Annotated in this window: 17 protein-coding genes; 14 read left to right on the top strand and 3 right to left on the bottom strand. The window is 67.7% G+C overall.

All coding sequences use genetic code 11. From position 1 onward, the window contains the following. Positions 1-13 precede the first annotated feature (13 nt). From ACYX4P_RS16330 to ACYX4P_RS16315, 4 genes are all read left to right on the top strand, one after another. Entirely contained in the window at positions 14-1,867 is a 1,854-nt protein-coding gene (locus tag ACYX4P_RS16330) for a monovalent cation:proton antiporter-2 (CPA2) family protein (protein ID WP_248118171.1), read from the top strand. A 66-nt stretch (positions 1,868-1,933) separates the two neighbouring features. Beyond that, positions 1,934-2,953, top strand: coding sequence for a phospholipase C/P1 nuclease family protein (locus ACYX4P_RS16325; protein WP_248118169.1), 1,020 nt, complete (start codon positions 1,934-1,936; stop codon positions 2,951-2,953). 110 nt (positions 2,954-3,063) lie between these two features. Next, entirely contained in the window at positions 3,064-3,846 is a 783-nt protein-coding gene (locus ACYX4P_RS16320; RefSeq protein ID WP_248118166.1) for an RNA methyltransferase, read from the top strand. Between the two features lie 162 nt (positions 3,847-4,008). Beyond that, the gene (locus ACYX4P_RS16315) at positions 4,009-4,335 is read left to right on the top strand and encodes a YnfA family protein (RefSeq protein WP_248118164.1); all 327 of its coding nucleotides are present in this window, start codon (positions 4,009-4,011) and stop codon (positions 4,333-4,335) included. Here the strand turns inward: ACYX4P_RS16315 and ACYX4P_RS16310 are convergent. Beyond that, positions 4,332-5,183: a hypothetical protein gene (locus tag ACYX4P_RS16310; protein WP_248118163.1), complete on the bottom strand. Its 852-nt coding sequence runs from the start codon at positions 5,181-5,183 to the stop codon at positions 4,332-4,334. The genes ACYX4P_RS16315 and ACYX4P_RS16310 overlap by 4 nt on opposite strands. 80 nt (positions 5,184-5,263) lie before the next feature. On the opposite strand from ACYX4P_RS16310, the gene ACYX4P_RS16305 reads away from it, so the two are divergent. Together ACYX4P_RS16305 and ACYX4P_RS16300 are read left to right on the top strand one after the other, a co-directional pair. Continuing rightward, the gene (locus tag ACYX4P_RS16305; RefSeq protein ID WP_312572956.1) at positions 5,264-5,521 is read left to right on the top strand and encodes a hypothetical protein; all 258 of its coding nucleotides are present in this window, start codon (positions 5,264-5,266) and stop codon (positions 5,519-5,521) included. Between the two features lie 37 nt (positions 5,522-5,558). Then, positions 5,559-6,110, top strand: coding sequence for an OmpA family protein (locus ACYX4P_RS16300; protein WP_248118162.1), 552 nt, complete (start codon positions 5,559-5,561; stop codon positions 6,108-6,110). Positions 6,111-6,170: 60 nt separating this feature from the next. On the opposite strand, the gene ACYX4P_RS16295 is transcribed toward ACYX4P_RS16300, so the two are convergent. Further along, positions 6,171-6,872, bottom strand: a complete 702-nt coding sequence (locus ACYX4P_RS16295; RefSeq protein WP_248118161.1) for an NAD-dependent deacylase — start codon at positions 6,870-6,872, stop codon at positions 6,171-6,173. 69 nt (positions 6,873-6,941) lie between these two features. Here ACYX4P_RS16295 and ACYX4P_RS16290 point away from each other — a divergent pair, with 69 nt between their 5' ends. Beyond that, entirely contained in the window at positions 6,942-8,396 is a 1,455-nt protein-coding gene (locus ACYX4P_RS16290; protein WP_248118160.1) for an amidohydrolase family protein, read from the top strand. Positions 8,397-8,400: 4 nt separating this feature from the next. Here the strand turns inward: ACYX4P_RS16290 and ACYX4P_RS16285 are convergent, their stop codons facing one another. Then, a complete protein-coding gene (locus ACYX4P_RS16285; protein ID WP_248118159.1) occupies positions 8,401-9,282 on the bottom strand; it encodes a LysR family transcriptional regulator in 882 nt (293 codons plus the stop codon). 156 nt (positions 9,283-9,438) lie between these two features. On the opposite strand from ACYX4P_RS16285, the gene ACYX4P_RS16280 reads away from it, so the two are divergent. The 7 genes from ACYX4P_RS16280 (at position 9,439) to ACYX4P_RS16250 (ending at position 14,180) form a co-directional block, all read left to right on the top strand. After that, the gene (locus ACYX4P_RS16280; protein WP_248118158.1) at positions 9,439-10,545 is read left to right on the top strand and encodes an S-(hydroxymethyl)glutathione dehydrogenase/class III alcohol dehydrogenase; all 1,107 of its coding nucleotides are present in this window, start codon (positions 9,439-9,441) and stop codon (positions 10,543-10,545) included. 2 nt (positions 10,546-10,547) lie between these two features. Next, positions 10,548-11,240, top strand: coding sequence for an SDR family NAD(P)-dependent oxidoreductase (locus ACYX4P_RS16275; RefSeq protein ID WP_248118157.1), 693 nt, complete (start codon positions 10,548-10,550; stop codon positions 11,238-11,240). 67 nt (positions 11,241-11,307) lie between these two features. Then, on the top strand, positions 11,308-11,691 hold the full coding sequence (locus ACYX4P_RS16270) for a VOC family protein (RefSeq protein WP_248118156.1): 384 nt from the start codon (positions 11,308-11,310) through the stop codon (positions 11,689-11,691). Between the two features lie 55 nt (positions 11,692-11,746). Then, positions 11,747-11,959 carry a hypothetical protein gene (locus ACYX4P_RS16265; RefSeq protein ID WP_248118154.1) on the top strand — a complete coding sequence of 71 codons (213 nt, stop codon included), beginning with the start codon at positions 11,747-11,749 and terminating at the stop codon, positions 11,957-11,959. Next, on the top strand, positions 11,956-12,378 hold the full coding sequence (locus ACYX4P_RS16260) for a type II toxin-antitoxin system VapC family toxin (RefSeq protein ID WP_248118152.1): 423 nt from the start codon (positions 11,956-11,958) through the stop codon (positions 12,376-12,378). The genes ACYX4P_RS16265 and ACYX4P_RS16260 overlap by 4 nt, the downstream gene beginning before the upstream one ends. Further along, on the top strand, positions 12,375-13,214 hold the full coding sequence (fghA, locus tag ACYX4P_RS16255; protein ID WP_248118150.1) for an S-formylglutathione hydrolase: 840 nt from the start codon (positions 12,375-12,377) through the stop codon (positions 13,212-13,214). Before ACYX4P_RS16260 ends, fghA begins: the two co-directional genes overlap by 4 nt. Positions 13,215-13,217: 3 nt before the next feature. Beyond that, positions 13,218-14,180, top strand: coding sequence for a DUF4350 domain-containing protein (locus ACYX4P_RS16250; RefSeq protein WP_248118148.1), 963 nt, complete (start codon positions 13,218-13,220; stop codon positions 14,178-14,180).

Genomic DNA, 14,180 nt, shown 5'->3' with positions numbered 1-14,180 from the left:
GATGGGACACGCGATGGCCGAAGCGACGGCGGGACTGGATCTGGGCGCGGCGGCGGCCCTGCTGGCGGCAGGCGTGCTCGCCGTGCCGGTGTTCAAACGCATCGGCCTGGGGTCGGTGCTGGGCTATCTGGCGGCGGGCCTCGCCATCGGCCCCTTCGGCCTGAAACTGTTCCGCGAGCCCCAGACCATCCTGCATGTCGCCGAGTTCGGCGTGGTCATCTTCCTGTTCATCATTGGGCTGGAGATGCGGCCCAAACGGCTGTGGGGGCTGCGGAAGGAGATTTTCGGCCTGGGCGCGGCGCAGGTCCTGTTCTGCGGTCTGATCCTGACGGGCACGGCCATGCTGGCCGGCTTTTCGCCCTCGGTCGCCTTCGTGGGGGCCATGGGCTTCGTCCTGTCCTCCACGGCCGTCATCATGCAGATGTTGGAGGAGCGGGGCGAGATCGCTGGCGGGCCGGGCCAGCGCGCGGTGTCCATCCTGCTGCTGGAAGACCTGGCCATCGTGCCCTTGCTGGCCATCGTCGCCGTCCTGGCCTCGCTGACCGGCCGCGCCGCCGAACACGCACCGCCCCTGTGGCAGACCATCGGCTTCGCCCTCGCGGCGGTCGGCGGGGTGCTGCTGGCGGGCCGGTATGCGGTCAATCCGATCTTCCGCCTTCTGGCGCGGTACGGCGGACGCGAGGTGATGACGGCCGCCGCCCTGCTGGTGGTGGTGGGCGCCGCCTGGGCCATGTCGCTGGGCGGCCTGTCCATGGCGATGGGCGCCTTCCTGGCCGGGGTGCTGCTCTCGGAATCCACCTTCCGCCATCAGCTGGAAGCGGATGTGGAGCCGTTCCGCGCCATCCTTCTGGGGTTGTTCTTCCTGTCGGTCGGCATGTCGCTGGACGTGTCGGTGGTGGTCGCCGACTGGCGGCTGGTGATCGGCGGCGTCGTGGCCTTCATGCTGGTCAAGGGCGTGGGCATCTATGCGATCGCGCGCCTGTTCAGAGCCCCGCATCATGAGGCGGTCGAGCGTGCCGGCCTGTTCGCGCAAGGCGGCGAGTTCGCCTTCGTCCTTTACGGCGCCGCCGTCGCCGCCGGCCTGTTCGACGCCCGGATCGGGGCGATGATGTCGGCGGTGGTCATCCTGTCGATGGCCCTGACGCCCCTGACCTCGCTCTTGATCGCACGGCTGTCGCCCCATCCGGTCCAGGACGCCGAAAGCGCCGAGGGCGTCGATTTCGCCAAGGACCTGCGCGGCCAGGTGCTGATCATTGGCTTCGGCCGTTTCGCCCAGGTGGTGTCCCAACCTCTGCTGGCCCGCGACGTGGACGTCTCCATCATCGAAAACGACGTGGAGATGATCCAGGCCGCCTCTCAGTTCGGGTTCAAGGTCTATTATGGCGACGGCACCCAGCTTCACACTCTACGGGCGTCCGGCGCGGAAGAGGCCGAGATCGTCCTGGTCTGCGTCGACAAGCCCGAGGCCGCCGACCGCATCGTCGAATTGGTCAAGTCCGAGTTCCCGACCACCAGGATCATGGCTCGCGCCTTCGACCGGGGCCATTCGATACGGCTGATCCAGGCGGGGGTTGATTACCAGATTCGCGAGACCTTCGAATCCGCCCTGAAGTTCGGCGAACGCGCCCTGGTCGAACTGGGCCTGGACGAGCGTGAGGCGGCCGAGACTATCGGCGACGTGCGCCGCCGCGACGACGCCCGTCTGGACTTGCAGCTGACCGGCGGCGTCACCGCCGGTCGCCAACTGATGCGCGGCAATATGCCGACGCCTCAGCCCGCGCCCTACATCAAGCCCCGCCGCGAAGGCCGTCTGCTTAACGAGGACGAGGCCGGGCCCCCTGCGCCTGTAAAAACCGCCGACGCCTGACGCGGCTGGAGGCGCGCGTGACGATGCGCTAGAGCGAGCCGTTCCCGTCTTTCGAGGTCGCTCCCCATGAAACGTCTCGCCATCGCCGCCGTGGCCATGCTCGCCGTAGTCGCGCCCGCCATCACCGTCACCGCCTGGGGCAACACCGGCCACCGTCTGATCGGGGTGGCGGCGATGCGGGCCCTGCCGGACGATCTGCCCGCCTTCCTGCGCACGCCGTCCGCCATCGCCGACGTGGGCGAGCTGGCGCGCGAGCCCGATCGCTGGAAGGGCGCCGGCCAGCCCCACGACCGCGAGCGCGACACCGCCCACTTCATCGACCTGGACGACCAGGGCCGCGTCTTTGACCAGCGCGGCATGAGCATCGACGACCTGCCGCGCCTCAAATCCGAATACGACACCGCGCTGACCAAGGCTGGCCTGAGCGTCAATGACGCCGGATATCTGCCTTACGCCATGATCGACGGCTGGCAGCAGCTGGGCCGCGACTTCGCCTATTGGCGCGTGCTGAACGCCGCCGAGAAGCGCGAGACGAACATGGAGCGCCAGGCCTGGTACCGCGCCGACCGCCTGCGTCGCGAGGCCCTGATCCTGCGCGACATCGGCGTCATGGGGCACTACGTCGGCGACGGCTCTCAGCCGCACCACACCAGCATTCACTTCAACGGCTGGGGCGATTTCCCGAACCCGGAAGGTTTCACCAACTCGCGTCAGACCCATGCCTTGTTCGAGGGCGAGTTCACCGCCCGCGTCGCGCGCCTGGACGCCATCGAGGCCGCCATGCCGGCCGCCCGGCTTGACAGCTTTGATCCCAAGACGCGCACCGTCGCCTATCTGAAGACCACCCTGGGCACGGTGATCCCCTTCTACCGCCTGGAGAAGGCGGGCGGGTTCAAGGATCAGGACCCGCGCGGCGCGGCCTTCGTCAACGAACGCCTGGCGGCGGGCGCGGGCGAATTGCGCGACTTCATCGTCTCCGCCTGGACCGCGTCCGGCAGCGCCTCCATAGGCTGGCCCGCCGTCAAGGTCGCCGAGGTCGAGGCCGGAACCGCCGACCCCTGGATCGCCATGGTGGGCGAGGACTGAGCCCCCTTACTTTCATCATCCCCCCGGTCTGCGCCGCTGCGCGGCTTGCCGGAGGATGACGAAAAAGAGGGGTGCTTTGCGAGCGTGGCCCGAGGCGTTAAGCAGCGCCCATGTCCGACTTCACACCCCCCGCCGTCATCCTCGACAAGTCGCAGATGGCCGAGAACATCGGCGCCGTGGCGCGGGTCATGGCCAACTTCGGCTTGACGGACCTGCGCCTGGTCAGCCCTCGCGACGGCTGGCCCCAAGAACGGGCCTGGGCCACGGCCTCGGGCGCCGACTGGGTGCTGGATGGGGTGCGGGTGTTCTCGACCGTCGCCGAAGCCATCGCCGACCTGAACACCGTCTTCGCCACCACCGCCCGCCCGCGCGAAACACGCCAGCCCGTCCGCACGCCGCGCGAAGCTGGCCGGGTTCTCTATGACGACACCGCCTCGGGCCTGAAGACGGGCCTCCTGTTCGGCGGCGAGCGCGCCGGTCTGGAGACGACCGACATCGCCCTGTGCGCCGGCATCGTCACCATTCCGATTGATCCCAAACATCACTCGCTGAATCTGGCCCAGGCCGTGGCGATCAACGCCTATGAATGGCGCACCCTGATCCTGGACGCCCCGCCGCCCCGCTTCCGCGACAGCGAACCGCCGGCGTCTAACGCCCTGCTGGTCGGCATGTACGAGCATCTGGAGGAAGAGCTTGAAAACGGCGGCTTCTTCTATCCGCCCGAGAAGAAACGCTCGATGAGCCAGAACCTGCGCGTCATGCTGGGCCGCGCCGCCTTCACCGAACAGGAAGTCGCCACCATGCGCGGCGCCATCCACGCCCTGTCGCGCGGTCGCGGCCGGGTGCTGGCCAAGCTGGCGGCCGAGCGGGCGGCGAAGGAAAAGACGGACTAATAGGGGATCGCCCCTCCTCTTCCTCCGTCATCCTCGGGCTTGACCCGAGGATCGGGTGTGACAGGCGTCGGTTATCCCACCGGCGATTTGCGTGCGGACAATCCGATCCTCGGGTCAAGCCCGAGGATGACGGAGGGGGAAAAGACGGCGTAGGAAAAGCCCATGACGCCGATCCTCATCTATCCCCTTGCGGCCTTGGCGGAGATCGGCGGCTGTTTCGCCTTCTGGGCGTGGCTGAAGCTGGAGCGTTCGCCGCTGTGGCTGGCGCCGGGCGTCGTCTGTTTGATCGCGTTCGCCTGGCTGCTGACCCTGATCCCCACCGACGCGGCGGGGCGGGCCTTTGCGGCCTATGGCGGCGTCTATATCTGCGCCTCGCTGATCTGGATGGCGGTGATCGAAAAGACGCCGCCTGATCGGTGGGACGTGCTGGGCGGGCTGGTCTGCCTGGTCGGCGCGGGGATCATCCTGGTCGGGCCGCGCGCGGTCTAACCCGCCCCCAACAGGTCCGACCAGCGCCAGTTGCCCTTGCCCAAAGCCAGTTGCGCGCCGCCGGGGCGGTCTTCCAGCTTCAACACCGCCAGGCCGGTCATGCGCTGGGCCTTGCATTCGGCCGGGGCGAAGGCGACCTCCAGGGCGATGGCCTGGCGCACCCCGGCCAGGCCCTTGCCCGACTGGTTTCGGCTCTGCAGCCAGTCGCCGTTCCACACCAGGATGGCGCGACCGGAGGCGTTCATCTGCTGCGCGGCGTCGATGACGGCGCGGCGCACGTCCTGGTCGTCCCGCACCGCATCCTGGACCCAGCGCACCATGTCGCATGATCCGCCGCCGCGCCCTGTTCCGGCGCCGCCCGGCCCGGCGCCTACGCCCGCGCCGACGCCCTGACCGCCGCCGCCTCCCGGCCCCGCGCCCACGGTCAGGGCCCCCGCGATCTCGGCCGGACCCAGCAGGGGCAGGGGCGGCCCCGGCGGGGCGGGGGCGACGTGCAGCGGTTCGACGTCGGGCGGGCGCTTGACCATGACCGGGCGCGGCCGGGCCGCCGCCACGGCCGGCGGGCGACGCTGCGGCGCGGGTCTGGGCGGTGCGGCGGACGCGGCGGCGGCTGGCGCGTCCGGCTTGGGCGACGGTTGGGGCGCGATCACGCGAGCGGGCGGCGGCGGCGGCGGCAGGGGCGGCAGGGGCGGCAGGGGCGGATCGACCAGCTCCACCATCACCAACGGCGGCTCCGAAAGCTCGGGCGTGGTCGGGGGCTGCCCGGTCATCAACAGACCCAGGCCCAGGTGCGCCGCCAGAATCGGCGTCGCCGCCAGCGCCCATCGCCGTGTCCGCGCCGGTCTCAATCGCCGATCCGTGATGAGGCCGACAGCCTTGGTCGCATGGTCATCGCAACGAAACGCCTGTAAAAAATCACGACGCCCCGTTGAAAACATTCGGGCGCGTCAGGAAAGAGGCGCAGGCCCAATACAACCGGGCGACGTTTCAGGTTTCGTCGAGATTAGTCGGCCCGCCCTCCGGCATGGCCGTCGGCGGACCAACGTCGCATCTCGCCCGCCGGTTCCATGATCTGGCGAAAATCGCTGAAATGCGCCCGTTCGCTTATGGTCAAGCTGACATCTTCCTGCCCAACGCACGTCATTACTCCGCCTTTCAGCCTACGCCATTTTCATCTGGCGCATGAACTGGGCGTGGCGCCCCCGGCAAGAAGGAGACAGAACTTGAGCAGATCGAAACTCAGGACGGCGGTCGTCGGCGGCGCCCTCATCGCCCTCGGCTTTGCGGCCAGCGGCTGCGCCAGCCATCGTTTCGTGCGTGATCAGGTCGAAGTCGTCGACAACCGCGTGACCACGGTCGAAGGCACGGCGGGCCAGGCGCTTCAGCGCGCCAACGACGCCCACAAGCTGGCCGAGGGCAAGTTCCTCTATCAGGTGGTGCTGTCCGACGACTCCGTGAAATTCCCCACCGACGCGGCGGCCCTGTCGCCCGAAGCCGAGCAACGTCTGGCCCAGTTCGCCCAGCGCCTGCAAAGCGAGAACCGCAACGTCTATCTGGAAATCCAGGGCTATACCGACGCGACCGGCACGCCCCAGCATAACGATCAACTGGGCGAACAGCGCGCCGAGGCCGTGCGTCGCTTCCTGAACCGTCAGGGCGTGGCCCTGAACCGTATGGCGACCATCTCCTATGGTCAGGAACAGCCGGTGGCCTCCAACGATACGCCCGAAGGCCGGTCGCAGAACCGCCGCGTGACCATCGTCGTCCTGGCCTGATCCGCTTCGGCGCCGAACATTGGAACGGCGGCCGCTTCGCAGCGGCCGCCGTCTTCGTGTCTACAGACCGTCGAAGAAGCCAGGCACGGCGACAGTCGCCGGCCCATAGACGCCCTCGTCGAACAGGCGCGCCCCGGCGGTCGGCTCCAGATTGATCTCCACCGTCCGGGCCCCGGCGTGGCGCGCCGCCTGCACGAACCCCGCCGCCGGATAGACCGCCCCAGACGTGCCGATCGACACGAACAGGTCGCACGCCGCCAGCGCCGCCTCGATCCGATCCATGTGCAGCGGCGTTTCCCCGAACCAGACGATGTGCGGCCGCATGCGGCCTTGCGGGTGATCCGGCGAAGGTTCGTCCGCCGCCATGTCGCCGGGCCAGTCGCTGACCACGCCCGACCGGGTGCAGCGCCCCTTCAGCAGTTCGCCATGCATGTGGATCAGTTCGAATCCCGGCGCGGGGGGCGCCGCCTCGTGCGCGCGGTCGTGCAGGTCGTCGACGTTCTGGGTCACCAGCATGAAATCCCCCTCCCAGCGCGCCGCCAGATCGGCCAGGGCGCGATGGGCGGCGTTGGGTTCAACCTCGGCCAATTGGCGACGGCGCTGGTTGTAGAAGTCCTGAACCAGGGCCGGGTCGGCGGCGTAACCTTCCGGCGTCGCGACGTCCTCGACCCTGTGTCCGCACCACAGCCCGTCCGATGCGCGAAAGGTCGGCACGCCGCTCTCGGCCGAGATGCCGGCGCCGGTGAGGATGACGAGGTTCATGCAGGTTTCCGGCTGGGGACGACGACGGCTTCGCCTTGGCGAGGCTGAAGACCGATTCTATAGCCAATCATGCGCCAGATTCTGACCTTCATGTCCGCTCTCGCCGCCAGCGCCGTTGTGGCATGCGGCCTGCCGTCGCCTGCTGTTGCAGCGCCTCAGACCGTCGATCTGATGATACGGTCGGCCAATGTCATTGATGTGAAGACCGGACAGGTCACGCCCGGCCAGACGGTCCTGGTGAGGGGCCATGACATCTTCGCCGTGACGCCGGACGCCGAGGCGGCGCAGAATTTCACCGCCGCCCGCACCTATGAGGCGGCGGGCCGTTATGTGATGCCCGGACTGTGGGACAACCATGTCCATTTCGGCGGCGCGGGTCTGGAGGACGAAAACGCCGACCTCTTGCCCCTCTATGTCGCCAACGGCGTGGTCGCCGTGCGGGATGCGGCGGGCGACCTGGCTCAGACGGTGCTGGACTGGCGGGCGGCGCCGCCGCGCCCGATCGGGCCGCGCCTGTTCACCTCCGGTCCAAAGATCGAGGGGATCGCGCCGGTCTGGAAAGGCGTGATCGAGGTCGGCGGCGAGGCTGATGTCGACGCGGCCCTGGACCGTCTGCAGGGTCTGAAGGTGGATTTCGTCAAGATCACCGACAGCACCCTTAAGCCCGAATTATTCCTCTACGCCGTGCGTCAGGCCAAGGCGCGGGGCATGAAGACCTCGGGCCATATTCCTATGGGAATCACGGTGCTGGACGCCGCAGAGGCCGGCCTGTCGACCATCGAACACCTCAGCTATCTGATGAAGGCGGGATCGCGCGACGAGGCGGCGATTTCGGCGGATTATCTGGCCGGGCGCCACACCTATGCCGAGGCCATGGCCCGCTATGCCGCGACCTTCGATCCCGCCACGGCGCGCCGCGTCTATAGCCGCCTGGCCGAACTGGGCGTCATGGCCTCGCCCACCCAGCATGGATCGTCGACCCTGGCCTGGCTGGACCGCGACGACCACAGCCGCGACCCCGAACTGGCCTATATTGGTCCGGGCATTCGCGGCACCTATGGATGGCGGGTTGAGCGCGCGGCCCGCGCGACGCCCGAACAGGTCCAGGCGCGCCATCAGGTCGAGGCGACGACCCTGAAGACCCTGCCCCTGCTGCGTGAGGCCGGGGTGCGGATCTTGGCGGGGACGGACGCGGGCTTCCTGAATTCATTCAACTATCCCGGCTTTTCGCTGCACGACGAACTGGCCCTCTACGTCGCCAACGGTCTGACCCCGCGTGAGGCGCTGGAGGCGTCGGTGATCAACGGCCCGGCCCTGATGGGCGTCAGCGACCGTTACGGCGCGGTCGCGCCCGGAAAGGCGGCGGACCTGATCGTGCTGGACGCCGACCCGCTGACCGACATCGCCGCCACGCGCCGGATCAATGCGGTGGTGCGGGACGGACGCCTGCTGGATCGGGCTGAACTGGATGGGGTGCTGGCCGACATCCGGTCGCGCGTGCAGGCGCACGAGGCCGCGCAATAGGCGCTCAGGCCCGGACCGACAGGCTGGCGCGCAGCCAGTCGATCATCAGCCGCACCTTGGGCGGCACGTGGCGCGGATGGGGATGCACGGCCCAGACGCCTTCGTCGGGCGGTCGATGGTCGGGCAGGACAGGCATGAGGGCGCCCGACGCCAGGGCCTCGGCCACATAGAAGTCCGGCAGTTGGCACAAGCCCAGACCCTGCAGCGCCGCATCCAGCACGGCGGCGCCCGAGTTGCAGCGCCAGCGGCCGGTCGGGCGCAGGGTCACCTCGCGCCCGCCCTCGGTGAAACGCCAGTGTTCGGATGAGCCCAGCAGTCCGTCATGGCTGGCGATCTCGGACAGATCGCGCGGCGCCCCTCGCCGCGCCAGATAGTCGGGACTGGCGCACAGGATCAGCCGCCGCGACGCCAGCCTGCGGGCGATCAGGCGCGAATCGGTCAGATGGCCGAACCGGATCGCCAAATCATAGCCGTCGCCGACCAGGTCGCGCAGACGGTTGTCCAGGTCCAGTTCGATGGACAGTTCGGGATGGGCGCGGGCGAAGCGGTTGACCGCCGGGGCCACGAACCGTTCGCCATAGGAGACCGAACAGGTCATCCGCAACAGACCGCGCGGGGCGCTGTCGTCGGGCTGGACGGCGGCCAGGGCCTCGTCACGCTCGTCGATCAGGCGGCGGCAGCGGGCCAGGAAGTCGCGTCCCGCATCGGTCAGTTCGACCCGGCGCGTCGTGCGGTTCAGCAGCCGCGTCTGCAGCCGATCCTCCAGGCGCGCGATCTCGCGGCTTACGGCGGATGTGGACAGGCCCAGCCGTCTGGCGGCGGCGGAGAAGCTGGCCTGCTCCGCCACGGCGGTGAACTCGTCGATCCCGTCCCAGCGGCTGCTCATGCGGATGATCGTGCACGATTATCCCCGTTCAGCAATAATGTTTTGCGTTTGTCGCCGTTTCGACCGCGCTCTAACGGGCGTAGTAACGCACCAAATCCCCCTCAAGCAGCGAGCCGCCGCGCGGCGAGCGATGGGGGCTCCAGAGGACCTGAGATCATGAAAACCCGCGCCGCCGTTGCGTTCGAAGCCAAACGTCCCCTCGAAATCGTCGAGGTCGATCTGGAAGGGCCGCGCGCGGGCGAGGTGCTGGTCGAGATCAAGGCCACCGGCATCTGCCACACCGACGCCTATACGCTGGACGGTCTGGACTCGGAGGGCATCTTCCCGAGCATCCTGGGCCACGAAGGCGCGGGCGTGGTGGTTGAGGTGGGGCCGGGCGTGACCTCGGTCGAGGTTGGGGATCACGTCATCCCGCTGTACACGCCCGAATGCCGCCAGTGTAAGTCGTGCCTGTCGCGCAAGACCAACCTGTGCACCTCGATCCGTGGCACACAAGGCAAGGGCCTGATGCCCGACGGCACCAGCCGCTTCTCCTACAAGGGCCAGGCCATCGCCCACTATATGGGTTGCTCGACCTTCTCGAACTACACGGTTCTTCCCGAGATCGCCCTGGCCAAGATCCGCAAGGACGCGCCGTTCGACAAGGCCTGCTACGTCGGTTGCGGCGTGACCACCGGCGTCGGCGCCGTGGTCAATACGGCCAAGGTCGAGCCGGGCGCCAACGCCGTGGTCTTCGGCCTGGGCGGCATCGGCCTGAACGTCATCCAGGGGCTGAAGATGGTCGGCGCCGACATGATCGTGGGCGTGGACATCAATGGCGACAAGGAGGAGTGGGGCCGTCGCTTCGGCATGACCCATTTCGTCAATCCCAAGGATGTGCCTGACGTCGTGGCCCATCTGGTCGAACTGACCGGCGGCGGCGCGGACTACACCTTCGACTGCACCGGCAACACCGTCGTCATGCGCCAGGCGCTTGAGGCCTGCCACCGCGGCTGGGGCGAGAGCGTGGTCATCGGCGTGGCGGAATCCGGCAAGGAGATCGCCACCCGTCCGTTCCAACTGGTGACCGGCCGCGTCTGGCGCGGTTCGGCCTTCGGCGGCGCGCGCGGCCGTACCGACACGCCCAGGATCGTCGACTGGTACATGGACGGCAAGATCGAGATCGACCCGATGATCACCCACACCTTCGGGCTGGAAGACATCAACAAGGCCTTCGACCTGATGCACGAGGGCAAGAGCATCCGCAGCGTCGTGGTGTTCTGACCATGGCAGGGGCGACGAGGGGCTCCATCCTGCTGATCGGGGCGTCGCGGGGGCTGGGCCTGGCCCTGGCCGAGGCCTTCCTGGGGCTGGGCTGGTCCGTCGTCGCCACCGTCCGGTCCTCTGCAACGCCCCTGCACGCCCTGGCGGCCGACCATCCGGCGCTAGAAATCGAGGCGTTGGACATCGCGGACGGCGCCCAAGTCAGGGCGCTTTCGGACCGGCTCTCGGATCGAAGGTTCGACTGTCTGTTCGTCAATGCGGGCGTGGCCGATGCGCCCGATTCCATCGCCGCCACCTCGCTTGATGACTTCACTCGCCTGATGGCCATCAACGCCTGGGCGCCGCTACAGGTGGTCGAGGCGCTGGGCGGCCAGGTCGCGGAGGACGGGGTGATCGGCGTCATGTCCTCGGGGCAGGGCAGCCTCGCCAGCAACAAGGGCGGCGGGCTGGACGCCTATCGCGCTTCGAAAGCGGCCCTGAACATGCTGATGCGCAGCTATGCCGCGCGACACGCCGACGACCCCCGCGCCCTGCTGTTGCTGGCGCCCGGCTGGATAAAGACCGATCTCGGCGGCCCCGATGCGCCCTATACGATCGAGGACAGCATTCCCAAACTGGTCGAGGTGATCCTGGGCCAGAGAGGGCGTCCGGGCCTGCGCTATCTGGACCGCGAGGGTCAGCCCGTTCCCTGGTGATGGGGCTCGTTGTCAAAAGAAACGGTCATGGCTATCGTTAGCCGGCCACAGATCAGGAGGGCTCGCCATGTTCACACACGTCACCGTCGGCGCCAACGACATCGAAGCGTCGCGTCGGTTCTACGATGCTGCGCTTGGCGCGCTTGGCGTCGGGCCGGGGCAGGGGCCTGACCCGAAGGGGCGCTACTGGTGGCGGACGCGGCTGGGCGCCTTCGCGGTTGGGGCGCCCATCGATGGCGAGCCCGCCTGCCACGCCAATGGCGGCACCATCGGCTTCTTCGCCAAGGACGCCGAGGCGGTTCAGGCGTTCCACGACGCGGGCGTCGCCGCCGGCGGCCGCGCCATCGAAGACCCGCCGGGCGAACGCAACGGACCCTACGGCCCGATGGTTCTGGCCTATCTGCGCGATCCTTCGGGCAACAAGATTTGCGCCATGCACCGCGAGGGGTGACGAGCTTGCCTCTATGCTAGCGCTACGCTATCATAAGCGTATGGCTCAGGTTCTCGTGCGTGATCTGGATGATCGTATCGTCGCCCGCCTCAAGGTGATGGCGAAGGCGCAGAACATATCCCTGGAGCAGAAGTTCAGGGATATGGCGGCGCGCGAAGCCATGGATGTCGAGGCCCGCTTCGAGGAAGCGTCCCGTCGATCTCGTGAGCAGACGAGGGGCTCGTCGCTCGACTCCACGGCCCTGATCCGCGAAGATCGTGATCGGTGAGCGCGGTCTTCGACGCCAGCGTCATCGTCAAATGGTTCGTGGATGATCCCTTGGCTGACGCGGCGATTCAGGCGCGTAGGACCTACGCTTCCACAGTTGCGCCTGATCTGATGCTGATCGAAGTGGCGAACGTCTTCCGCCGATATGTCGTCCGTGGCGAGTTGCAGTCGTCGTCGGCGGCAGAGAACCTGGCCCTTATCCCGCAGGTGGTCGACCTGGTCGATCACCGAGGCCTGATCCCTGAGGCCTTCGCCATGGCCTGCGACCTGAACCATTCCATGACTGACTGCCTCTATGCCGTGATGGCGCGGCGGCGCGGTGTGCCGCTCGTCACAGCCGACCTCAAGTTGGCTCGAAAGCTGGGCGTGGTTGAGGGGATGGATGTTCGCTTGTTGAATTTTCCGGAATCGATCGCATGACCTTTGAAACCACCAAGACGCACATCGTCCACGGCGGAACCCTTCGCTATTTGAAGCACGACAGCGAGACGACCGGCACGCCCATGACCCTGTCGGTCTTCGTTCCGGGCGGAGAGGGGCCGTTTCCTGTCCTGATCTGGCTGTCGGGCCTGACCTGCACCGAGGACAACTTCACCACCAAGGCCGGGGCTTATCGCGCCGCCGCCGAGCATGGGGTCATCATCGTGGCCCCCGACACCAGCCCGCGTGGTGAAGGGGTCGCCGACGATCCGGCCTATGATCTGGGGCAGGGCGCGGGCTTCTACATCGATGCGACCGAGGCGCCGTGGGCGCCGAACTTCCGCATGGAATCCTATGTCGCCGGCGAACTGATCCGCCTGATCGACGCCGAGTTCCCGACGACGGGCGTACGCGCGATCTCGGGCCATTCGATGGGCGGGCATGGCGCCCTGACCCTGGCGCTGAAATATCCCGACCTGTTTCGCTCTGTCTCGGCCTTCGCGCCCATCGTGTCGCCGTCGGTCGTGCCGTGGGGCGAGAAGGCCTTCACGGCCTATCTGGGGGACGATCGCGCCGTATGGGATCGGCATGACGCCGCCAAACTGATGGCGTCCGGCGCGGGGAAGGACGTGTACGACGACATCCTGATCGACCAGGGCGACGCCGACAGCTTCCTGACCGACCAGCTGAAGCCCGAACTGCTGCAGGCCGCCGCCGACGCGACAGGCCAGAAGATCACCATCCGGATGCAGCCGGGCTATGACCACTCCTATTTCTTCATGGCCAGCTTCATCGCCGACCATGTGGCCTTCCATGCGCGGCGTCTGAAGGGCTGATCGGTGCAGCGGCGCAGCCTTCTTGTCGGGTTCGCCGCCTTGGCGGCCTGGCCGCGGAATGTCGCGGCGCAGGAACAGGCGCCTGATCTCGACTGGCGGCCAGAGCTGTCGTCGCCTGGCTACGCCCCCGCTTCAGGGCCTGTTATTCTGATCGACGAGGCGCATGACACCCTCCAGACCGTGGCGGGCCGATATGCGGGTTTCGCCACGCTGGCGCGCGCTGACGGCTATAGGGTGGAAGCCTTGCGCCAAGGTTTCGACGCTCCAGGCGCCCTTCACGGCGCCGACATTCTGGTCATTTCCAATCCTCGTCTTTCGTCGTCCCAGCGGATGGGGTCGGCGTTCTCAGAGGAGGAAATTCAGGCGGTCGCGGCTTGGGTCGAACAGGGCGGTGCGCTGCTTCTTGCGGTCGATCACGCGCCTTACGGCGCTGCGGCGGAAGCGCTGGGCCGCCGTTTCGGCGTGAGCATGGGCAAGGGGTACGCCTTTCAACTCGCCGGGGCGGACCTGACGACCAATCTCGTTTTTCCTTCGCCGGCCTTGGGCGATCATCCGATCATGCGCGGGCGCACGCCTTCCGAAGCTATAGGCTTGGTGCGGACCTTCACGGGGCAGTCTATTAGCGGACCACGATCAGCCACAGTCCTTCTGGCCATGAGCGACGATGCGTTGGAAGCGCCTGATCTGACCACGCTGCAGGCGATCCGTGACCGTCTGCGCGCCGGTGAGAATGCAGGACTTGTCACGATGGAAATGGCGCGTCCCGCCTTGTCGGCGCAGGGACTGGCGTTCGCTTTCGGGGCTGGGCGCGTTGTGGTCCTGGGCGAGGCGGGCATGTTGACGGCGCAGATGCTGCGTTTCTCGGACGGGCGGGCGCCGCGCCTCATGGGATTGAACACGTCCGGTCATGATGACCAGCAGTTCGCCCTGAACCTGCTGCACTGGCTGTCACGGCTTCTTCCCTGA

It is taken from the genome of Brevundimonas sp. ABV4_179 (assembly GCF_056311945.1).
Note: the sequence above shows the minus strand (reverse complement) of the source record. Positions and strands in the feature narration are given on the sequence as shown.

Coding starts and splice junctions, on each gene's coding strand:
- ACYX4P_RS16320 (WP_248118166.1), top strand. CDS start 3,064: ATGTCCGACTTCACACCCCCCGCCGTCATCCTCGACAAGTCGCAGATG.
- ACYX4P_RS16295 (WP_248118161.1), bottom strand. CDS start 6,872: ATGAACCTCGTCATCCTCACCGGCGCCGGCATCTCGGCCGAGAGCGGC.
- ACYX4P_RS16315 (WP_248118164.1), top strand. CDS start 4,009: ATGACGCCGATCCTCATCTATCCCCTTGCGGCCTTGGCGGAGATCGGC.
- ACYX4P_RS16330 (WP_248118171.1), top strand. CDS start 14: ATGGCCGAAGCGACGGCGGGACTGGATCTGGGCGCGGCGGCGGCCCTG.
- ACYX4P_RS16275 (WP_248118157.1), top strand. CDS start 10,548: ATGGCAGGGGCGACGAGGGGCTCCATCCTGCTGATCGGGGCGTCGCGG.
- ACYX4P_RS16285 (WP_248118159.1), bottom strand. CDS start 9,282: ATGAGCAGCCGCTGGGACGGGATCGACGAGTTCACCGCCGTGGCGGAG.
- ACYX4P_RS16270 (WP_248118156.1), top strand. CDS start 11,308: ATGTTCACACACGTCACCGTCGGCGCCAACGACATCGAAGCGTCGCGT.
- ACYX4P_RS16290 (WP_248118160.1), top strand. CDS start 6,942: ATGCGCCAGATTCTGACCTTCATGTCCGCTCTCGCCGCCAGCGCCGTT.
- fghA (WP_248118150.1), top strand. CDS start 12,375: ATGACCTTTGAAACCACCAAGACGCACATCGTCCACGGCGGAACCCTT.
- ACYX4P_RS16280 (WP_248118158.1), top strand. CDS start 9,439: ATGAAAACCCGCGCCGCCGTTGCGTTCGAAGCCAAACGTCCCCTCGAA.
- ACYX4P_RS16325 (WP_248118169.1), top strand. CDS start 1,934: ATGAAACGTCTCGCCATCGCCGCCGTGGCCATGCTCGCCGTAGTCGCG.